The sequence below is a fragment of the Enterobacter sp. Tr-810 genome, from assembly GCF_011752765.1.
GTDB classification, from domain to species: Bacteria; Pseudomonadota; Gammaproteobacteria; order Enterobacterales; family Enterobacteriaceae; genus Enterobacter; species Enterobacter soli.
On record NZ_VWWW01000002.1, the window covers coordinates 637,868 to 659,655 of the forward strand.

General features: G+C 53.8%; 14 protein-coding genes. 5 read left to right on the forward strand and 9 right to left on the reverse strand.

The window, feature by feature from the left end; all coding sequences use genetic code 11:
• Positions 1-11: 11 nt before the first annotated feature.
• Positions 12-2,294 (forward strand): formate C-acetyltransferase, encoded by a 2,283-nt coding sequence (pflB, locus tag F3J30_RS09610; RefSeq protein WP_014069575.1) that lies wholly within the window; start codon positions 12-14, stop codon positions 2,292-2,294.
• A gap of 201 nt (positions 2,295-2,495) precedes the next feature.
• Entirely contained in the window at positions 2,496-3,236 is a 741-nt protein-coding gene (pflA, locus tag F3J30_RS09615; RefSeq protein ID WP_014069574.1) for a pyruvate formate lyase 1-activating protein, read from the forward strand.
• 33 nt (positions 3,237-3,269) lie between these two features.
• Here pflA and F3J30_RS09620 read toward each other — a convergent pair whose 3' ends face one another.
• From F3J30_RS09620 to lrp, 9 genes are all read right to left on the reverse strand, one after another.
• The gene (locus tag F3J30_RS09620; protein WP_166717082.1) at positions 3,270-4,418 is read right to left on the reverse strand and encodes an MFS transporter; all 1,149 of its coding nucleotides are present in this window, start codon (positions 4,416-4,418) and stop codon (positions 3,270-3,272) included.
• A 274-nt stretch (positions 4,419-4,692) separates the two neighbouring features.
• Positions 4,693-5,556 (reverse strand): dimethyl sulfoxide reductase anchor subunit family protein, encoded by an 864-nt coding sequence (locus F3J30_RS09625; protein WP_166717083.1) that lies wholly within the window; start codon positions 5,554-5,556, stop codon positions 4,693-4,695.
• Between the two features lies 1 nt (position 5,557).
• Entirely contained in the window at positions 5,558-6,175 is a 618-nt protein-coding gene (locus F3J30_RS09630; RefSeq protein WP_166716714.1) for a DMSO/selenate family reductase complex B subunit, read from the reverse strand.
• Positions 6,176-6,185: 10 nt separating this feature from the next.
• Positions 6,186-8,630 (reverse strand): dimethylsulfoxide reductase subunit A, encoded by a 2,445-nt coding sequence (gene dmsA / locus F3J30_RS09635; RefSeq protein ID WP_014069570.1) that lies wholly within the window; start codon positions 8,628-8,630, stop codon positions 6,186-6,188.
• A gap of 208 nt (positions 8,631-8,838) precedes the next feature.
• Positions 8,839-10,131: a serine--tRNA ligase gene (serS, locus tag F3J30_RS09640; RefSeq protein WP_014069569.1), complete on the reverse strand. Its 1,293-nt coding sequence runs from the start codon at positions 10,129-10,131 to the stop codon at positions 8,839-8,841.
• 92 nt (positions 10,132-10,223) lie between these two features.
• The gene (rarA, locus tag F3J30_RS09645) at positions 10,224-11,567 is read right to left on the reverse strand and encodes a replication-associated recombination protein RarA (RefSeq protein WP_014069568.1); all 1,344 of its coding nucleotides are present in this window, start codon (positions 11,565-11,567) and stop codon (positions 10,224-10,226) included.
• Positions 11,568-11,576: 9 nt separating this feature from the next.
• Entirely contained in the window at positions 11,577-12,191 is a 615-nt protein-coding gene (lolA, locus tag F3J30_RS09650; RefSeq protein ID WP_014069567.1) for an outer membrane lipoprotein chaperone LolA, read from the reverse strand.
• A 128-nt stretch (positions 12,192-12,319) separates the two neighbouring features.
• Positions 12,320-16,009 carry a DNA translocase FtsK 4TM domain-containing protein gene (locus tag F3J30_RS09655; protein WP_166717084.1) on the reverse strand — a complete coding sequence of 1,230 codons (3,690 nt, stop codon included), beginning with the start codon at positions 16,007-16,009 and terminating at the stop codon, positions 12,320-12,322.
• 135 nt (positions 16,010-16,144) lie between these two features.
• A complete protein-coding gene (gene lrp, locus F3J30_RS09660; RefSeq protein WP_000228469.1) occupies positions 16,145-16,639 on the reverse strand; it encodes a leucine-responsive transcriptional regulator Lrp in 495 nt (164 codons plus the stop codon).
• Positions 16,640-17,183: 544 nt separating this feature from the next.
• Between lrp and trxB the strand changes: the two genes are divergently transcribed.
• From trxB to cydC, 3 genes are all read left to right on the forward strand, one after another.
• On the forward strand, positions 17,184-18,152 hold the full coding sequence (gene trxB / locus F3J30_RS09665) for a thioredoxin-disulfide reductase (RefSeq protein WP_041162025.1): 969 nt from the start codon (positions 17,184-17,186) through the stop codon (positions 18,150-18,152).
• Between the two features lie 114 nt (positions 18,153-18,266).
• Positions 18,267-20,033: a cysteine/glutathione ABC transporter permease/ATP-binding protein CydD gene (gene cydD / locus F3J30_RS09670; protein ID WP_166717085.1), complete on the forward strand. Its 1,767-nt coding sequence runs from the start codon at positions 18,267-18,269 to the stop codon at positions 20,031-20,033.
• Positions 20,033-21,754, forward strand: coding sequence for a cysteine/glutathione ABC transporter ATP-binding protein/permease CydC (cydC, locus tag F3J30_RS09675; RefSeq protein ID WP_166717086.1), 1,722 nt, complete (start codon positions 20,033-20,035; stop codon positions 21,752-21,754). The genes cydD and cydC overlap by 1 nt, the downstream gene beginning before the upstream one ends.
• Positions 21,755-21,788 lie beyond the last annotated feature (34 nt).

Genomic DNA, 21,788 nt, shown 5'->3' on the forward strand with positions numbered 1-21,788 from the left:
GTAGGTGTTACATGTCCGAACTTAATGAGAAGTTAGCCACAGCCTGGGAAGGTTTTACTAAAGGTGACTGGCAGAATGAAGTAAACGTCCGTGACTTCATTCAGAAAAACTACACCCCGTATGAAGGTGACGAATCCTTCCTGGCTGGCGCAACTGACGCGACCACCAAGCTGTGGGACAACGTAATGGAAGGCGTTAAACTGGAAAACCGCACTCACGCGCCAGTTGATTTTGACACCTCCGTAGCTTCCACCATTACTTCTCACGATGCTGGCTACATCAACAAAGCCCTTGAGAAAATCGTTGGTCTGCAAACTGAAGCTCCACTGAAACGTGCAATCATTCCGTTCGGTGGTATCAAAATGGTTGAAGGTTCCTGCAAAGCGTACAACCGCGAGCTGGACCCAATGCTGAAAAAAATCTTCACCGAATACCGCAAAACCCACAACCAGGGCGTATTCGATGTTTACACCAAAGACATTCTGAACTGCCGTAAATCTGGCGTTCTGACTGGTCTGCCAGATGCATATGGCCGTGGCCGTATCATCGGTGACTACCGTCGTGTTGCACTGTACGGTATCGACTTCCTGCTGAAAGACAAATACGCACAGTTTGTTTCTCTCCAGTCTGACCTGGAAAATGGCGTTAACCTGGAAGCGACAATCCGTCTGCGTGAAGAAATCGCTGAACAGCACCGTGCGCTGGGCCAGATCAAAGAGATGGCTGCTAAATACGGTTGCGATATCTCTGGTCCTGCGACCAATGCTCAGGAAGCTATCCAGTGGACCTACTTCGGCTACCTGGCCGCTGTTAAGTCTCAGAACGGTGCAGCAATGTCCTTCGGCCGCGTATCCACCTTCCTGGATGCGTACATCGAACGTGATATCAAAGCAGGCAAAATCACTGAACAAGACGCTCAGGAAATGATTGACCACCTGGTCATGAAACTGCGTATGGTTCGTTTCCTGCGTACTCCTGAATATGATGAACTGTTCTCTGGTGACCCAATCTGGGCAACTGAGTCTATCGGTGGTATGGGCGTTGATGGCCGTACTCTGGTTACCAAAAACAGCTTCCGCTTCCTGAACACCCTGTACACCATGGGGCCGTCTCCGGAGCCGAACATCACTGTTCTGTGGTCTGAAAAACTGCCTCTGAACTTCAAGAAATTCGCCGCTAAAGTGTCCATCGACACCTCTTCTCTGCAATACGAGAACGATGACCTGATGCGTCCGGACTTCAACAACGATGACTACGCTATCGCTTGCTGCGTAAGCCCAATGGTCGTTGGTAAACAAATGCAGTTCTTCGGTGCGCGTGCAAACCTGGCGAAAACCATGCTGTACGCAATCAACGGCGGCGTTGATGAAAAACTGAAAATGCAGGTTGGTCCTAAGTCTGAACCAATCAAAGGCGACGTGCTGAAATTCGACGAAGTGATGGACCGCATGGATCACTTCATGGATTGGCTGGCTAAACAGTACGTCACTGCACTGAACGTTATCCACTACATGCACGACAAGTACAGCTACGAAGCCTCTCTGATGGCGCTGCACGACCGTGACGTTGTCCGCACCATGGCGTGTGGTATCGCTGGTCTGTCCGTTGCTGCTGACTCCCTGTCTGCAATCAAATATGCGAAAGTTAAACCAATTCGTGACGAAGACGGCCTGGCTGTTGACTTCGAAATCGAAGGCGAATACCCGCAGTTTGGTAACAACGATTCTCGCGTTGATGACATGGCGGTTGACCTGGTAGAACGTTTCATGAAGAAAATTCAGAAACTGACTACTTACCGTAACGCTATCCCGACTCAGTCTGTTCTGACCATCACCTCTAACGTTGTGTATGGTAAGAAAACCGGTAACACCCCAGACGGTCGTCGTGCTGGTGCGCCATTCGGCCCAGGTGCTAACCCAATGCACGGTCGCGACCAGAAAGGTGCGGTTGCCTCTCTGACCTCCGTTGCTAAACTGCCGTTTGCATACGCTAAAGATGGTATCTCTTACACCTTCTCTATCGTTCCAAATGCACTGGGTAAAGACGACGAAGTGCGTAAAACTAACCTCGCGGGTCTGATGGATGGTTACTTCCACCACGAAGCGTCCATCGAAGGTGGTCAGCACCTGAACGTGAACGTGATGAACCGTGAAATGCTGCTCGATGCGATGGAACACCCTGAGAAATATCCTCAGCTGACCATCCGTGTATCTGGCTACGCAGTACGTTTTAACTCCCTGACTAAAGAACAGCAGCAGGACGTTATCACCCGTACTTTCACTCAGTCCATCTAACTGGAATTGACTGAAATCACGCGTTAAAAAGCGTACAATAAAGGCTCCACGCAAGTGGGGCCTTTTTAACACCTTCCTCTCCATAGTCTCTTTTGCCTGCAATCTATACTTTATGGATAACAGCCAAAACAGACTTAACAGCCGGTTTGAGCTGTGCATACAACAGGTCCTGGACGGGCCGAATCTGGAGATATCACCGCAATGTCAACTATTGGTCGTATTCACTCCTTTGAATCCTGTGGCACCGTTGATGGCCCGGGGATCCGCTTTATCACCTTCTTCCAGGGCTGCCTGATGCGCTGCCTGTACTGTCATAACCGTGATACATGGGATACGCACGGCGGCAAAGAAGTCACCGTTGATGATTTAATGAAAGAGGTCGTGACCTATCGCCATTTTATGAATGCATCAGGTGGCGGTGTAACGGCATCCGGCGGTGAAGCCATTCTTCAGGCTGAATTCGTGCGCGACTGGTTCCGTGCCTGCCGTAAAGAAGGTATTCATACCTGCCTCGATACGAACGGCTTTGTGCGTCGTTACGATCCGGTCATCGATGAACTGCTTGAAGTGACCGACCTGGTCATGCTCGATCTCAAACAGATGAACGATGAGATCCACCAGAATCTGGTTGGCGTTTCCAACCACCGAACCCTGGAGTTCGCCAAATACATCTCCGGTAAGGGTATCAACACCTGGATCCGCTATGTGGTTGTGCCTGGCTGGTCAGATGATGATGACTCTGCACATCGACTGGGCGAATTTACCCGCGACATGGGCAACGTAGAAAAAATTGAGCTACTGCCCTATCACGAACTGGGTAAACATAAATGGGTGGCGATGGGTGAAGAATATAAGCTCGATGGCGTTAAACCACCGAAGAAAGAAACCATGGAACGCGTGAAAGGCATTCTTGAGCAGTACGGTCACAAAGTGATGTATTAAAAAAATCCCGGCGAGTAAGCCGGGATTTTTTTATCAGGCATGTGCCACTGGCGTTGGATGTTCGCCTGCTTTACGCAGCAGCATCAGGAGATAAATAAACGATACGCTGGCAATCATGATAAACAGCAGGTTGTCAGAATAGTTCTGCATCAGCATGGCCGTCAGCGTCGGCCCCAGTAAACTGCCGATGGTATAACTCAGGAGCAGTGCCTGGTTCATTGCCACCAACTGATGATGTTCGACTTTCTCACAGGCCCAGGCCATCGCTACCGGATAGAGAGTAAATCCCGCCGCCCCCAGAATAAACAGCGCAGGTGCCATTGCAGCACTGCTGAGCATCGCGAGGCACCCCATGATCACCACGAAGACCTGAACGCGCAGCACCAGGAGGCGGCCAAAGCGATCGGCAAGACGCCCAATCGGCCATTGCCCGACAATCCCCGCACTGACCATCACCGCCATCCAGAAACCGATCCCGGAATCACTAACCCCCTGATGGTTCAAATACAGCGGCATCAGGCCATAAAGCGAACCCAGCACTATCCCGGAAATGATACAGCCATTAACCCCCAGGCGCGCCTGACGCAGCCTCAGCATCGGCCAGACATGGGTCACTTCCTGGTGTTCGCTCTGCTGGTTAACAATGCGGGTAAAGAGCAACGGCAGAATAGCGGCCAGGATCATGCCCGTCACCCACGGCAGAACGCTCATCAGGTCGGTCGGCAATTTACTGACCATCAGTTGCCCAAGCACGGTTCCAACGTAGTAAACCATCATATATGCCGCCAGCAGGCGACCACGATTGCGCGACGTACCGCTACACATCAGGGCGCTTTCAACCACCACCCAGATCATCGCACAGCCCACACCCGCGATAAAACGCCAGACCATCCAGCTCCAGAATCCCACCATCAGGCCTAACCCAGCGCATCCGGCGGCAAAAATCAGCGATGCCAGATAATAGCTACGGTTAAAACCCACACGCTTAATCAGGCTCCCCGTGACCAGCGTTCCCAGGAGGTTACCTGTAAAAAAGGACGAGCTAACCATACCCACCTGCCAGGTCGGTAAGTTTTCATGGGCGAGCCAAAGCGGGACGAGGGTGTTTAACACCGCTATCGCCAGCGTCAGCAAAAGCAGGCCACAGAGCAACAGGAGCACTGGGCGGGTATAGGTGGACATGGATTAAAAACCGTGAGGAAGTTCAGATTTCGTGCGCATCATGCCACTGGCAAAAACAAAGTCAATCCACCGATTCAGGGCGCACGCACAATATGCTCCCTGTCGATTTAAAAAACTAATCCTGCTAATGCAACGCTTGCTATCGATATAAACTATCTGATTGTTTTTATTTACCAATATTCAGAATTAAAACCAAACGACAGTCGAAAAATTTCATGATTGAAAACAAAAAAGCCGGGCGCTATGTCCCGGCTTTATATAACAAAAAACAACGTTAACTGGCGATGGCCATACCAACCGTCATATGCAGGCCATAGAATACACCGCGGCCAATCAACTCACCCACCAGCACCAACACAAAGGCCAGGGACAACAGCGGTACCGTAGGCTGATAACCCTTAAGCTGAGGCACAATCCAGCACACCAGCGCCGCTACCAACAACACCACGCGCCAGGCCATCAGCGAACCGTAATCAGGCACCAGCGCAGACGCCTGCTGAATAGAGCTGTGGATCGTTGCCAGCTCTGCCCCCTGCATCAGGGCTACGATGGCACTCACCACCAGTGCCAGGAGTGAAACAGCCGGCAGCAAACGCATCGCCCAGCCGTCTACGCCCGCCACACGCAGCAACAGGAAGCCCAACAACGGCCCGCCGATGAACATCGTCAGGAAGAAGCTCATTGGCGTCCAGACGCTGTACCAGGTTGGCACGGTGTCGATAGTGTTATAAACCCGCACCATCATCCACACGAACACCACACCCAGAACCATAGTGACGATTAGCCACAGGCTACGCAGCCCTGTTGGCAACTTTTTCAGTGCAGCCAGCAGCCAGCCTAGCCCCCCCACCGCAAAGAAAATAGCGCCACTGGCAATTTCGTTACTGAGTGATGATGCACCCACGCGGTTCAGGGAATTAAACGCCCGCATCGGTGAACCGAGGTGCAGGGTTGAGGCGATAAAGCCAATGCCCATCAACACCCACAGGCCAAACATACTCAGCACCAGGCGTTGTTGCTGTTCCGCATTGAGATTTCCCTTAAGCAGCGCCAGAGCGAGGACGATAAAACCACCCGCAACGCACTGCCCGAAGACCGTGAAGATCATCAGCGGCCATTCATGCCATCCACTTCCCATCTCACACCTCCTTCGGATTTGCCAGGTAGCCGGTGGTATCACCCGTCGGACGGCTGTTGGCATTAGGTTTAATCACAATGCTTGGCTTTGTGAAGTGCGCAGACGGCAGGGGCGCCACTGCCGCAAGCTGGCCGTGCTTTTGGCGCAGCTCTTCAATTGGGCCAAAGTCCAGCGCACGCAGCGGGCAGGACTCCACGCAGATTGGCTTTTTGCCGTCTGCCACGCGGCTGTGGCAACCGTCGCACTTGGTCATATGGCCTTTGGCGGCGTTGTACTGCGGCGCGCCATACGGACAGGCCATGTGGCAGTAACGGCAGCCGATGCAGACATCTTCATCCACCACTACAAAACCGTCGTCACGCTTGTGCATCGCGCCGCTCGGACACACTTTGGTGCAGGCCGGATCTTCGCAGTGGTTACAGGCAATCGACAGGTAGTAGGCAAACACGTTCTGATGCCAGACACCGTTATCTTCCTGCCAGTCGCCGCCGGCGTATTCGTAAATACGGCGGAAGCTGACATCCGGAGTTAAATCTTTGTAATCCTTACAGGCCAGTTCGCAGGTCTTGCAACCGGTGCAGCGGCTGGAATCAATAAAAAATCCATACTGGGTTGTCATCGGTTACTCCTTACACCTTTTCAACCTGAACAAGGTTTGTGTGGGACGGATTACCCTTCGCCAGCGGCGATGGGCGCTGCGTGGTCAGTACGTTAATACTGCCAGCCTGGTCGATGCGATTTGCATCCGGGTTGTACCAGGCCCCCTCCCCCAACGCGACAACGCCAGGCATCATACGCGGTGTAACTTTGGCTTCGATATGCACCTCGCCACGACCATTAAAGATACGTACGCGATCGCCATTTGAAATACCGCGCGCTTTCGCATCCATCGGGTTGATCCACATTTCCTGACGGCAGGACGCTTTCAGTACATCAACGTTGCCGTAAGTCGAGTGAACCCGCGCTTTGTAGTGGAAGCCCGTCAGCTGCAACGGGAATTTCGCAGTCAGCGGATCGTTGTAGTTTTCGAAACCTGGCGTATAAATTGGCAGCGGATCAATCACATCCCCTTCCGGTAGCTCCCAGCTGGACGCAATTTTTGCCAGTTCTTCAGAGTAGATTTCGATTTTCCCTGACGGGGTGGTCAGCGGATTGGCATGAGGATCGTCGCGGAATGCCTTATAAGCAACATGATGCCCTTCCGGGTCGCGTTGCTTGTACATGCCCTGCTGGCGGAAGGTATCGAAGTCAGGCAGGTCAGGGATCGCTTTGCGGGAAAGTTCATGCAGATGACGCATCCATCCTTCCTGAGAACGTCCTTCAGTGAACTGCTGCTCAACGCCGAGACGCTTCGCCAGTTCGGAGGTCATCTGATAGATGGTTTTGCATTCGAATCGCGGTTTAATCGCCTGATCGGTGAAGATCACATAAGACATGTTGCCGCAGGAGGCATCCAGCGCGAAGTCCATCTGCTCTGATGCGGTGCAATCCGGCAGAATGATATCGGCATATTTCGCCGACGAGGTCATGTGACAGTCGATGACCACAATCATCTCGCACTTCTTATCATCCTGAAGGATCTCATGAGTGCGGTTGATCTCGGAATGCTGGTTAATCAGGCAGTTACCGGCATAGTTCCAGATCATCTTAATCGGCACATCCAGTTTATCTTTACCGCGCACACCATCGCGCAATGCCGTCATTTCCGGGCCGCGTTCGATCGCGTCGGTCCACATAAACATGGAAATACTGGTCTGGACCGGGTTATCCAGGGTTGGCATACGTTCAAATGGCACTTCATAAGAGCCTTCGCGCGCGCCCGTATTGCCCCCATTGATACCCACGTTGCCCGTCAGAATAGAGAGCATTGAAATGGCACGGGTGGCGATTTCACCGTTCGCATGACGCTGCGGCCCCCAGCCCTGGCTGATATAGGCCGGTTTCGCCGAACCAATTTCACGAGCCAGCTGAACAATACGTTCTACCGGAATACCGGTGATCGTGGATGCCCACTGAGGCGTTTTTGCCACGCCGTCACTGCCCTGGCCAAGGATGTACGCTTTGTAATGCCCGTTAGCAGGCGCACTGGCTGGCAGAGTTTTCTCGTCGTAGCCAACGCAGTATTTATCAAGGAAAGGCTGATCAACGAGGTTTTCAGTGATCATCACCCACGCCAGCGCACTGACCAGCGCGGCATCGGTACCCGGACGGATAGGGATCCACTCATCTTCACGCCCGGCACCAGTATCAGTGTAACGCGGATCGACGATGATCATGCGGGCATTAGATTTAGCACGAGCCTGTTCGAGATAGTACGTCACCCCGCCGCCGCTCATGCGGGTTTCACCCGGGTTGTTACCGAACAGCACCACCAGTTTACTGTTCTCGATATCAGATGGACTGTTGCCATCTGCCCAGCCACCGTAAGTGTAATTCAGCCCTGCGGCGATCTGCGCGGAAGAGTAGTCGCCATAGTGATTGAGATAGCCGCCGCAGCAGTTCATCAGGCGCGCAACCAGCGTTTTTCCTGGTGGCCAGGAGCGGGTCATGGTGCCGCCAAGCGTACCTGTACCGTAGTTCAGATAGATGGATTCGTTGCCGAACTCTTTGATCAAACGCTGCATGTTGGTCGCGATGATGTCGTAGGCTTCGTCCCAGCTAATGCGCTCGAACTTTCCTTCCCCGCGTTTTCCAACGCGTTTCATCGGGTACTTGAGACGATCCGGGTTATAGACGCGACGGCGCATTGAGCGGCCACGTAAACAGGCACGAACCTGGTGTAACCCGTCGTAGTTATCGTCGCCGGTGTTATCCGTTTCGACATATTTGATTTCGCCATCCACCACATGCATCCGCAGCGGACAACGGCTACCACAGTTAACGGTACAGGCGCTCCACACCATTTTTTCCGGGGCTGAAGCCGGGGACAGCGCATCCGCCGCCGACACCATACGAGAAAAAGGCAGAGTTAACGCACTGCTGGCAACAGCCAGACCGCCTATTGCCGTGGTTTTCATCAACCCACGGCGAGTGACCTCGGCAGCCAGTAAAGCATCAGGCGCTTTGATTTTCATAAAGACTCACTTTGGTTGCTCACAAATAAAAGAGATACGGTAGAAACCGCTATATAGTTTTATATATAACGAATTTCTCCGTTATTAGTTTTTTATGCTGGCTTTCATTCGGAGGAGTATTACTACTTTGGAGGGAGGCGTTATTGTTTCGTGTCAAAGCAGGGGCATAAAAAAAGCGCCCGTAGGCGCTTTTTTAATTTAAGACAAATTAACCGATGTACTGCTGGCCTTTCATGTACGGACGCAGCACTTCCGGGATCTCAATACGACCATCAGCCTGCTGGTAGTTTTCCAGCACCGCAACCAGCGTACGACCCACAGCCAGACCAGATCCGTTCAGGGTATGAACCAGACGGGTTTTCTTGTCTGATTTACTGCGGCAGCGAGCCTGCATACGGCGAGCCTGGAAATCCCAGACGTTAGAGCACGAAGAGATCTCACGGTAAGTGTTCTGTGCAGGAACCCAGACTTCCAGGTCGAAGGTTTTGCAGGCACCAAAGCCCATATCACCCGTACACAGCGCCATACGACGGTACGGCAGACCCAGCAGTTCCAGCACTTTCTCAGCGTGGCCGGTCATCTCTTCCAGCGCGTCCATGGACTCTTCAGGACGGACGATCTGTACCATCTCAACTTTGTCGAACTGGTGCATACGGATCAGACCACGGGTGTCACGACCGTAAGAACCTGCTTCAGAACGGAAGCACGGAGAGTGTGCAGTCAGTTTAATTGGCAGGTCGTCTTCGTCGATGATCTCATCACGCACGAGGTTGGTCAGCGGCACTTCAGCGGTTGGGATCAGCGCGTAGTTGCTGCTGTCTGCTTCTTCGTCCAGAGGACGCGTGTGGAACAGATCGCCGGCAAATTTCGGCAGTTGGCCAGTCCCGTACAGCGTATCGTGGTTGACCAGATACGGTACGTAGGTTTCGCTGTAGCCGTGCTGCTCAGTGTGCAGATCGAGCATGAACTGAGCCAGCGCACGGTGCAGGTGAGCAATCTGCCCTTTCATCACCACAAAGCGAGAACCGGTCAGCTTAACTGCGGCTGCAAAGTCCAGGCCAGCATGCATTTCACCCAGCGTTACGTGATCGCGAACCTCGAAGTCGAACTCGCGAGGCGTACCCCAACGTTTCACTTCAACGTTGTCGTTTTCGTCTTTGCCGACAGGAACGCTGTCGTCAGGAATGTTCGGGATAGCCAGTGCGATATCACGGATTTCGGTCTGAAGAGCGTCCAGCTCGGCTTTCGCCTGATCCAGCTCTTCACCCAGTTTGTTCACTTCCAGGCGTAATGGCTCAATGTCTTCCCCGCGTGCTTTCGCCTGGCCGATGGATTTCGATCGAGAGTTACGCTCTGCCTGCAGATTTTCAGTTTGTACCTGCAGAACTTTACGACGCTCTTCAAGAGCGCGCAGCTTATCTACATCCAGCTTAAAGCCCCGGCGTGCCAGTTTTTCAGCGACTGCGTCTGGCTCATTACGCAGCAGATTGGGATCGAGCATGCTTATCCTGTGCTTATCGAATTAAAATAGGAAAATGTGACCACAGCCTGCGGTCACAAGGATACTATGCCAACATTACCGCAACGATTGAACTAACGGTAGCGTTTTATAGGGCTATTTTGATCCTGTCCGGCGAGCCAGGCGAGCTTTTCGCCAATCTTGCCTTCAAGACCTCTGTTTGTGGGGTGATAATAGCGGGTTTGTGCCATCTCCTGCGGAAAATACTCCTCTCCGGCGGCGTAGGCATTGGGTTCGTCGTGGGCGTATCGGTATTCTTGCCCGTAACCCATCTCTTTCATCAGTTTGGTTGGCGCATTACGCAGATGAACCGGTACGTCATAGTCAGGACGTTCACGTGCATCTGCCAAAGCCGCTTTAAACGCGGTGTAGACAGCATTACTTTTTGGCGCACAGGCCAGGTAAACAATCGCCTGTGCGATTGCACGCTCCCCTTCCGCTGGCCCTACGCGGGTGAAGCAATCCCAGGCTGAAATCGCAACCTGCATCGCGCGCGGGTCGGCATTACCGACATCTTCCGACGCAATGGCCAGACAGCGGCGCGCCACGTACAGGGGATCACCACCGGCGCTAATGATCCGCGCATACCAGTACAGTGCTGCATCCGGTGCACTGCCTCGCACCGACTTGTGCAGGGCAGAGATCAGATCGTAAAAACGATCGCCTTTATTGTCGAAACGCGCGCTGCGTTCACCGGCAATTTCGGTGAGCAGTTCAGGTTTCAGCACACGCTTACCGGAATCATCCACTTCGGCCATATCAGCCATCATTTCCAGCGTGTTTAACGCACGGCGCGCATCCCCATTGACCAGCTCCGCAATCGCAAGCCGTGTTTCGTCCGGCAGGATGATATCCTGCCCGCCATAACCCCGCGCCTTGTCCTCCATCGCCTGAGTGAGAACCTTTTCGATATCGTCGGTTGTCAGCGATTTGAGCAGATAAACACGCGCACGGGAAAGCAGTGCCGAGTTCAGTTCAAAGGAGGGGTTTTCGGTCGTCGCGCCAATGAAGAAAATGGTGCCATCTTCAATGTGCGGCAGGAACGCATCCTGCTGGCTCTTATTGAAACGATGGACTTCATCAACAAAGAGGATAGTACGGCGTCCGGCATTACGGTTCTGTCTTGCGCGCTCGATAGCTTCGCGGATCTCCTTCACGCCGGAGGTCACTGCGGAAATGCGTTCAACATCGGCGTTTGCATAGCGGGCGATCACTTCTGCGAGCGTCGTTTTTCCCGTACCCGGTGGGCCCCACAAAATCATGGAGTGCAGATGCCCGGCTTCGATAGCACGGGGCAACGGTTTACCCGCAGCCAGCAGATGCTGCTGACCGATGTACTGCGCTAAATTTTCTGGCCGCATACGAGCGGCCAGAGGTTGAAACGCATTATCTGAAAAATCGAGCGACAGGTTGCTCACTCACGCCTCTTACTTATTGCGTTGGTCGTCCACCGTTACGCCCTGCGGCGGGGTAAAGGTGAATTTCGATGCATCGACAGCGCCGTTTTGCTGGGATTTGAGCTGGTAGCTGCTACGCTGATCGTCCTGCTCAACCGCACCAAACTGATTGATGGTTCCGTTGGTGCTCACGTTAATGGTGAACTGTTTCAGGTTTCCGTTGCTGCCTTTCGGCGTCAGAACAAACTCATCACCATTCTGTTTGATATTGTACTGCTGCCAGTCGCTGGACTGGTTACGGGCAATCAGCATAAACGGGGTATTGCTGGTGGCATCTTTCAGCCAGGTGGCGGTTGCCTGCTCAACAAACGGGTTGAAGAACCACAAGGTTTTACCGTCTGACACCAGAATGCTTTCATCCGGCTGTGTCATATGCCAGTTAAACAGATTAGGGCGTTTTACCCACAGATCCCCCTGACCTTCCTGCACCGCATTACCGCTGCCGTCAGTCACTTTTTGGGTGAAGCTGGCGTGGAAACTGCTCACTTTATCCAGTCGGCTTTTAAGGTCGCTGGCTGCATCAGCCCAGACGCTGCTGGCAACAAAACTGGTCAGTAATGCACAGGCGATTGCGAATTTTTTCATTGTTATTCCTTAAAATACGTCATCCCGATATGGGGTTCTGCCGTCTATTGTGAACCTGCCCGCAGGCAGGCGACAGAAGAAAATGCTTAATTTTTGCTGATTTACCCTTCTTTGCAATCGGTGAAGGGTCAATCAAACGGCGGCGGAGCCAGCACCTCACGGTTACCGTTATGCCCCTGCTCGCTCACGATACCCTGCGCTTCCATCTGCTCGATGATGCGGGCCGCACGGTTGTAACCGATACGGAACTGACGCTGTACCCCGGAAATGGACGCTTTACGTTTCTCAGTCACGAAGTTAACCGCCTGATCGAATAACGGATCCAGCTCTTCACCACCGTCAAAGCCACCGCCACCGCCTTCACTTTCAGTGTCAGAGGTAATGCCATCCACGTACTGCGGACGACCACGCGCTTTCCAGTCCTGCACAACCGCGTGAACTTCCTCATCGCGGACGAATGCACCGTGGACACGCACTGGCGAGGTGGAGTTCGGGCCGGAGTAAAGCATATCACCCATACCCAACAGCGACTCTGCGCCACCCTGATCCAGGATGGTACGCGAGTCAATTTTACTCGATACGGTAAACGCGATACGCGTTGGGATGTTCGCTTTAATCAGACCAGTGATGACGTCCACGGATGGACGCTGCGTCGCCAGTACAAGGTGAATACCGGCTGCACGCGCTTTCTGCGCCAGACGGGCAATCAGCTCTTCAACCTTCTTACCGACGGTCATCATCAGGTCAGCGAATTCGTCTACCAGCACGACGATATAAGGCAGTTTTTCCAGCACCGGATGCTGAGCATCCATACTGTCACCCGGCTTCCAGTAAGGATCCGGAATCGGGCGCCCCATACGTACTGCTTCAGCGATCTTCTCGTTATATCCCGCCAGGTTACGTACGCCAAGCGCCGACATTAACTTATAGCGACGCTCCATCTCATTAACGCTCCAGCGCAGGGCGTTAGCAGCGTCTTTCATGTCGGTGACCACTTCCGTCAGCAGATGCGGGATACCTTCATAAACAGAGAGTTCCAGCATTTTCGGGTCGATCATGATGAAACGCACATCTTCCGGCTGCGCTTTGTAGAGCATACTCAGGATCATGGCGTTCACACCGACCGACTTACCTGAGCCCGTCGTACCCGCCACCAGCAGATGCGGCATTTTCGCGAGGTCAGCCACCACTGGATCGCCTGCAATATCTTTACCCAGCACCACGCTCAACGGTGATGGATTCTCGCGGAATTTGGCGTTATCCAGCACTTCACGCAGATAGACAGTCTGGCGTTTCTTATTTGGCAGCTCCAGGCCGACATAAGGTTTGCCCGGGATAACTTCTACCACACGCACCGCAACGGTCGACAGCGAGCGCGCCAGGTCACGAGACAGGTTAGAAATTCGCGCGGCTTTAACGCCAGGCGCCAGATTCAGTTCGAAACGGGTGATAACCGGACCTGGGGAATAGTTCACTACGTCCGCCTTAATGCGGAAATCAGCCAGACGCGCTTCCACAAGACGCGCCATCTGTTCCAGCGCAAAGGTATCTACCGGTTCAACTTCTGACGGAGGCGGCGTTAACAGATCCAGCGACGGCAGCGGCGTGCTTGGGCGTTGCAGCGGACGGCTATCACCGTTGCGCATCAGCAGCGGGTGAATCAGACTTTCCTTCGGCTGTGCTGGTGGCTGCTGGAACTGCGGCGCGTGCTGAGGCTGTTGCGGCTGCGCATAAGCCTGTGGCGCTGGCTGCTGCACGTGCGGTGCAGGCTGCTGGTACGCAGTTTGCGTTTCAGGCATCACGCCTGGGGTGAATAACGGCTCACTCGGGCCATCATCAACCAAATCTTTCATTGGCGAGAATTCGAAGTCAGATAACGAGAACGGATTTGCTCCCGCAGGCTGCTCACCGGAATAGCGTTGCTGCTGAGTGGCAGCAAACTGGCGCGCTAACTCTGCTTCGGCTGCGTCGTCTTCATCTTCTTCATGAACATGAGTCGGCCGGGCTTCGTGTTGATATTCTTCACCATAACGCTGCTGCTGTTGTGCAGCAAACTGACGGGCCAGTTCATCCTGCTGCATCTCATCGGCATCATCTTCATACTCAGATTCACGCGCTTTCTCCTCAGCCATACGCTGAGAAGGTAATTTGATGCCATAGGACGCCAGCTCGCGGCGGGTAGGAACACGCACGCGATTAGGACGAGGAAGCTGCGGGCCAATACCCTCTTTCACCTGTGGACGCGGTGCGCCACCGGATGCCAGGCTAAAGACAGGCGCAGCCACTGCCGCCGCCGCGGTAGCGTGCTTCACGCTTTCCGCCACCGGTGTAACAACCGGTGTCGGATCGACTGGCGGTACCGAAACGGAAGGAGCCCTGGTGACGGGTTCTTGTACCGGTTCCGGTACGGGCTGATACCAGGCGGCCAGTTGTTCGCGCTCACGCGCGCGGCGTTCTTCAACTTCTTCAAAATAGTACATTGGTGGGCGAGTCGGTTTGACCTCTTCCACTTCAACCTGTGGTTCAGCTTGTGGCTCAACATACGGCTGAGCAGGCTCAACTGGCGCATATTCCTGATAAGGCTGAGACACCGGCGCGTCATACTCTGCGTATGGCTGTGGCGCGTATTCCGGTTCTGGCTGGTACGGCTGCTGCCACTGTTCCTGCGGCTGTGCTGGCGCATAGCTCTGCGGCTCAGGGGCAATGACAGGCTGATGCGCAGGAATGACAGGCGCTTCTTGCCACTCAACCGCAGGTTGCTGGACAACAGGCTCTGGCTCATACACCGGCGCGGAAGGCATGACTGCCTCAACAGGCGCAGCATAGGCCTGAGCGGCTGTCGTTGCCGCTGCTGCTGCCGCGACAGGTTCGGTAACTGAATGACCATTTAACAACGGGTCATATTCGTCGTAATCACCCGGCATGGCACGACTGCCAGAGAAGAGCACATCATCAGGGTCAACAGGAGTACCCGCGGCACGGTATTCAACCTGCTCATCGTCATCCATGCGTTTGCCGGAGAAGAGCGCGGCATCGGTTTTACGCCCTAACGGATTAGCAAATTTTTCGGCCACGCGTTTGCGGCGCGCCAGCGCGCCACGCATTATACGCGTACGGCGAGATTCTCGATGCTGAGTTGGAGGTGTATCCTCTTCGTCCTCATCTTCGTATTCGTCTTCATCTACCCAGGTATCATCACGACGGGTACGGTTGCTGGCAAACGTCAGAATATTAAGGATCAGACTGCCGAGTTTTTCGGCAATGCTCACCCAGGACCAGCCAGTAAACAGTGTTAACCCCGCCGCCCAGATACAGAGCAGCGTGATGGTGCCGCCGCTGCTGTGCAGCATTGGTTGCAGTGCAGTACTCAGCAAGCTGCCAATCACCCCACCGGAAGCGAAATACCAGATATCGTCGGCGTTAATCGCCGCCAACCCGCAGGAGGTCAGGATCAGCGCCAGGGCGCCAATCAGACGCAGCGAAACCGCGAAATAATCGATGTATTCATCGTTCTGACGATGACGCCAGGCAAACCAGCAGCCACCGATGATGATCACCGGGATGGTATAGGCCATGACACCGAAGATGAAAAACAGGGTGTCCGCAAGCCAGGCGCCGGGCGTGCCACCTAAATTATGGATAGGTTCATGCCATGCGGTTTGCGACCAGCTCGGATCTGAGGGGTTGAAACTGAGTAAGGCTGCCATCAGCCAGACGGCAAAAAGGGCAATAACAATCAGCAACGCCTCAAGGAGTCGACGTCCGCTGCTTAGCTTCGATAGTGTGACTTCTTTGTCTTCAGTATATTCCTGGCTCAAGAAAGGCTCTCCAGGTATCAGGCATGTCCTGCCTGTTTGCTAAAACGGACAACAGCGCCGGGTATCCCCGGCACTGTTGCTGTATGGATTAACAGGAGTGTAATCAAACTACGCTGATTTTGCACCTGTTCCGTGTTAGCGCGTCTTAATAACCAGACGATTGCTCTGTTTGACCTCTTCCATCACCACATAAGTACGGGTGTCGTTCACGCCTGGCAGACGCAGCAGGGTTTCACCCAGCAGCTTACGGTAGGCGGACATATCAGGCACACGGGTTTTCAACAGGTAGTCGAAATCACCGGAAACCAGATGACACTCTTGAATTTCTTCAAGTTTTTGTACAGCGGCGTTAAATTGCTCAAACACATCCGGGGCACCACGATTCAGAGTAATCTCAACAAATACCAGAAGTGAGGCATCCAGATAATGCGGGTTCAGCAGAGCCGTATAGCCCTGAATAAAACCCTGTCTTTCCAGTCGGCGCACACGCTCAAGGCACGGCGTCGGGGAAAGTCCCACACGTTTTGAAAGCTCGACGTTGGAAATACGCCCATCCTTTTGCAATTCATTAAGAATGTTACGATCGATACGGTCGAGATCTTTGCCAGGGCGCTTCTTGCTATCTACCATTATTATTGTCTCTCTGTATTCCTTCCCTACTCCTGCCTGGACCCTGTGCACATCACTGTTCAGAGCCTGTACCCGTTATTCATCACATCGCCTGATTATGTAATATGCGCGATGCGGATTCGGGTTCTACGGTAAGAAGACCGGTGCCTGAAATGGCTGCCACCGACATCACGTATGGCGTCTGTCCACACCATGCGTAGATTTCACTGACCCGGTAAAAATGGCATTTACGTGCATGTCTATGCGACACACTGTTAACGCGGTTTTTTTCTTCCTTCAATGTTTTCGCAAAAGCGCAGGGGATTGTCAAAGCAAAACATCGATTTTTAGTACAACATGCCGGATATTCATAACGACTGGCCATTAATCCTCATTTTATTGCCTTATAATCGACCGGTTTTCAGTAGAAAGCGTTATGTTATAGCGCTCAATCCATCGCCAGCGTCTATTGCACATATCGATATCAAAATTTCTGCGCTCTTTTTTTACGGCAACAAATTCCCTACAATCCTGCCAAATGTCTGCCAACAACAATGGGGATCTCATGGGCACGGCCAAACACAGTAAGCTGCTAATTCTTGGTTCTGGACCTGCGGGATATACCGCGGCCGTCTATGCTGCGCGCGCTAACCTGCAACCGGTTTTGATTACCGGTATGGAAAAAGGCGGTCAGTTGACCACCACGACTGAAGTAGAAAACTGGCCAGGCGACCCGAACGACCTGACCGGGCCGCTGCTGATGGAGCGCATGCACGAACATGCGACCAAATTCGACACCGAAATTCTGTTCGATCACATCAACAAGGTTGACCTGCAAAATCGTCCGTTCCGCCTGACAGGCGACAGCGGTGAGTACACCTGTGATGCGCTGATTATCGCGACAGGTGCTTCTGCGCGTTACCTCGGACTGCCGTCTGAAGAAGCGTTCAAAGGCCGTGGCGTTTCTGCCTGTGCAACCTGCGACGGTTTCTTCTACCGTAACCAGAAAGTCGCGGTTATCGGTGGCGGTAACACCGCAGTAGAAGAAGCGCTGTATCTGGCGAACATCGCCTCTGAAGTGCACCTGATCCATCGCCGCGACACCTTCCGCGCAGAGAAGATCCTGATCAAACGTCTGATGGATAAAGTGGCGAGCGGCAATATCGTGCTGCACACCAACCGCACTCTGGAAGAAGTTACGGGCGATCAGATGGGCGTTGCTGGCCTGCGCATCCGCGATACGCAGAACACCGACAACGTAGAATCACTGGAAGTGGCGGGTCTGTTTGTGGCTATCGGCCATAGCCCGAATACCGCTATCTTTGACGGTCAGCTTGAACTGGAAAACGGCTACATTAAAGTGCAGTCTGGTATCCACGGCAACGCGACCCAGACCAGCATCCCGGGCGTCTTCGCTGCGGGCGACGTGATGGACCATATTTACCGTCAGGCGATCACCTCTGCCGGTACCGGCTGTATGGCCGCGCTGGACGCTGAACGTTACCTTGATGGGCTGGCTGAAACAGGTAAATAATCTTTACAAGTCAGTAACAAACGTAAATAAAGGCGGCGATAAGTCGCCTTTATTGTCTCTCCGTTGTAACATTGCCGTGCCCAATTTCTAATAACGTCACCTGCAAAGTACGCAATGGAAAAAACCCGTCAACAAGAGTTAACTCGCTGGCTTAAAAAGCAAAGCGTTATTTCCCGCCGCTGGCTGAATATTTCCCGTTTGCTGGGACTTATCAGCGGTCTGTTGATTGTTGCCCAGGCATGGCTGCTGGCCCGCATTCTCAATCATATGATCATGGAGAACATCCCGCGCGAAGCGCTTCTGATGCCCTTTATCGTATTAGTCCTGATCTTTGTTCTGCGCGCCTGGGTGGTCTGGCTGCGTGAACGTGTCGGGTTCCACGCCGGACAGCATATACGCTTCGAAATTCGCCGCCAGGTGATCGACAGGCTCCAGCAAGCGGGTCCCGCCTGGATACAGGGCAAGCCTGCCGGAAGCTGGGCGACGCTTATCCTTGAGCAGATTGACGATATGCACGACTATTACGCGCGCTATATTCCGCAGATGGCGCTGGCCGTATGCGTGCCGTTGCTGATTGTGGCCACCATTTTCCCGTCTAACTGGGTTGCCGCCCTTATTCTGCTCTGCACCGCTCCGCTTATTCCGCTGTTTATGGCGATGGTAGGGATGGGTGCGGCAGATGCTAACCGCCGTAACTTCCTGGCGCTTGGCCGCTTAAGCGGCCATTTCCTGGATCGCCTGCGCGGGATGGAAACCTTGCGTATTTTTGGCCGCGGTGAAGCCGAAACCGAAAATATCCGCGTGGCGTCGCAAGATTTCCGTCAACGGACAATGGAAGTGTTGCGTCTGGCGTTTCTGTCGTCTGGCGTACTGGAATTCTTCACCTCCCTGTCGATTGCGGTGGTGGCGGTGTACTTTGGTTTCTCTTATCTTGGCGAACTCGATTTTGGCCACTACGGCACCGGCGTTACGCTTTCAGCCGGTTTTCTTGCCCTGATCCTGGCGCCTGAGTTTTTCCAACCGCTTCGCGATCTTGGTACCTTTTACCACGCCAAAGCACAGGCAGTGGGTGCCGCTGACAGCCTGAAAACTTTCCTTGAAACGCCGCTTGCTCACCCGGAGCGCGGTGAAATTACGCTGAACAGCAAAGAGCCTGTTACCGTTGAAGCAGTCGATTTCTCTGTTTTATCACCTGAAGGTAAGGTGCTGGCCGGGCCGCTGAACTTTACGCTTTCGGCGGGTCAACGCGTTGTTCTGGTTGGAACCAGCGGTTCAGGTAAAAGCTCACTGCTGAATGCGTTATCAGGTTTTATGGCGTATACCGGCTCGCTGCGAATTAATCATGCCGAACTGCGCGAGCTTGACCCTGACGCATGGCGCAAACAACTCAGTTGGGTGGGGCAGAATCCACAATTACCTGCCGCCACACTGCGTGAGAACGTGCTGCTTGCACGCCCTGATGCGCGTGAAGATGAGCTGCAATCGGTTCTTGACCGTGCGTGGGTCAGTGAGTTTCTGCCTTTGCTTGCGCAAGGTGTTGATACCGTTGTGGGCGACCAGGCGGCAGGCTTATCCGTCGGTCAGGCGCAGCGTGTCGCCCTTGCCCGCGCCCTGCTGAATCCATGCCAGTTAATGCTGCTGGATGAACCCGCGGCCAGCCTTGATGCTCACAGCGAACAACGGGTGATGCACGCCCTGAACGCAGCGTCATTGCAACAAACCACACTCATGGTCACGCACCAGCTGGAAGGTATCACCGACTGGGATCAGATTTGGGTCATGGAGAATGGCCATATTGTCGAGCAAGGCGATTACGCCTCTCTCGTTGCTGCGCAGGGGCCATTTGCCACCCTGCTGGCTAACCGTCAGGAGGATATCTGATGCGCGCCCTGCTCCCTTATCTTGCCCTATATAAACGTCACAAATGGATGCTGACGCTCGGGATTGTTCTGGCGATTGTGACTCTGCTTGCCAGTATCGGGCTGCTCACGCTTTCCGGCTGGTTCCTGTCGGCCTCTGCTGTGGTGGGTGTTGCCGGGCTGTACAGCTTTAACTATATGCTGCCCGCTGCGGGCGTTCGCGGTGCGGCGATTACCCGTACGGCCGGACGTTATTTTGAGCGTCTGGTCAGCCACGATGCGACATTCCGTGTGCTTCAGCATCTGCGTATTTACACCTTCAGCAAATTACTGCCCCTGTCCCCTGCCGGGCTGGCGCGTTTTCGCCAGGGTGAATTGCTCAACCGCGTGGTTGCAGATGTCGATACCCTGGACCACCTCTACTTGCGCGTGATTTCTCCGCTGGTGGGGGCGTTTGTGGTGATTGTGGTGGTTACCCTTGGGCTTTGTACGCTCGATGTCACTATCGCTCTGACACTGGGCGGCATTATGCTGCTGACGCTGTTCCTCCTGCCGCCGCTGTTTTACCGCGCAGGCAAGCCAACCGGAGAAAATCTGACGCGTCTGCGCGGCGAATACCGCCAGCAGCTGACATCATGGTTACAGGGACAAGCTGAACTCACCATCTTTGGTGCCAGCCAGCGCTACCGCGCCCGGATGGAAAGCACAGAGCTGAACTGGCATGAAGCCCAGCGCAGGCAATCTGAACTGACCGCCTTTTCACAAGCGCTGATGATGCTCATTGGTGGTTTTGCCGTCGTGGCGATGCTGTGGATGGCATCCGGCGGTGTGGGTGGCAATACACAGCCTGGTGCGCTCATCGCACTGTTTGTCTTCTGTGCACTGGCAGCATTTGAAGCGCTGGCCCCGGTCACGGGCGCCTTCCAGCATCTGGGGCAGGTTATCGCCTCCGCAGTGCGTATTACCCAAATCACTGAACAAGAGCCAGAAGTACAGTTCCATGCACAGCAAACTGCCGTTCCGGCGCAGGTTGCTCTTCAGCTCCGGGACATTACCTTCGCCTATGCAGGGCAAACGCAAAACGCGCTGGAAGGCATTAATTTGTCTGTCGCTGCGGGTTCGCGTATTGCACTGCTCGGGCGAACAGGCTGTGGAAAATCAACACTTTTACAGCTGTTAACCCGCGCATGGGATCCGCAGCACGGGAACATTTTGTTTAACGATGTACCGCTACGCGAATTTAGCGAGCACGCCCTGCGTAAGACCGTCAGCGTTGTACCGCAAAGGGTGCACCTGTTCAGTGCCACGTTACGTGAGAACTTGCGTCTGGCAGCACCTGAAGCCAGTGACGACGTGCTCAGTGCCATGCTTGAACGTGTTGGGCTGCACAAGTTGCTCGAAGATGACGGTCTGAATAGCTGGCTGGGTGAAGGTGGTCGTCAGCTTTCTGGAGGGGAGTTACGCCGACTGGCGATTGCACGAGCATTACTGCACGATGCGCCACTGATGTTGCTGGATGAACCAACCGAAGGACTGGATGCCACGACAGAGAGCCAAATCCTTGATTTACTGGCGAATGCTATGGTTGGTAAAACGGTGATTATGGTGACACACCGTCTGCGCGGACTGGCGAGTTTTGATCAGATAATTGTGATGGACAACGGTCACATTATTGAGCAAGGTAGTCACACAGAACTGTTAGCGAAACAGGGTCGCTACTACCAGTTTAAACAGCGTCTGTAGACTATATTTGAACCGATCCTAACTCGCGTATTGG

Bases quoted from the DNA above. Each gene is read 5' to 3' on its own strand.
- pflB (WP_014069575.1), top strand. From the start codon at position 12: ATGTCCGAACTTAATGAGAAGTTAGCCACAGCCTGGGAAGGTTTTACT.
- pflA (WP_014069574.1), top strand. From the start codon at position 2,496: ATGTCAACTATTGGTCGTATTCACTCCTTTGAATCCTGTGGCACCGTT.
- F3J30_RS09620 (WP_166717082.1), bottom strand. From the start codon at position 4,418: ATGTCCACCTATACCCGCCCAGTGCTCCTGTTGCTCTGTGGCCTGCTT.
- F3J30_RS09625 (WP_166717083.1), bottom strand. From the start codon at position 5,556: ATGGGAAGTGGATGGCATGAATGGCCGCTGATGATCTTCACGGTCTTC.
- F3J30_RS09630 (WP_166716714.1), bottom strand. From the start codon at position 6,175: ATGACAACCCAGTATGGATTTTTTATTGATTCCAGCCGCTGCACCGGT.
- dmsA (WP_014069570.1), bottom strand. From the start codon at position 8,630: ATGAAAATCAAAGCGCCTGATGCTTTACTGGCTGCCGAGGTCACTCGC.
- serS (WP_014069569.1), bottom strand. From the start codon at position 10,131: ATGCTCGATCCCAATCTGCTGCGTAATGAGCCAGACGCAGTCGCTGAA.
- lolA (WP_014069567.1), bottom strand. From the start codon at position 12,191: ATGAAAAAATTCGCAATCGCCTGTGCATTACTGACCAGTTTTGTTGCC.
- lrp (WP_000228469.1), bottom strand. From the start codon at position 16,639: ATGGTAGATAGCAAGAAGCGCCCTGGCAAAGATCTCGACCGTATCGAT.
- trxB (WP_041162025.1), top strand. From the start codon at position 17,184: ATGGGCACGGCCAAACACAGTAAGCTGCTAATTCTTGGTTCTGGACCT.
- cydD (WP_166717085.1), top strand. From the start codon at position 18,267: ATGGAAAAAACCCGTCAACAAGAGTTAACTCGCTGGCTTAAAAAGCAA.
- cydC (WP_166717086.1), top strand. From the start codon at position 20,033: ATGCGCGCCCTGCTCCCTTATCTTGCCCTATATAAACGTCACAAATGG.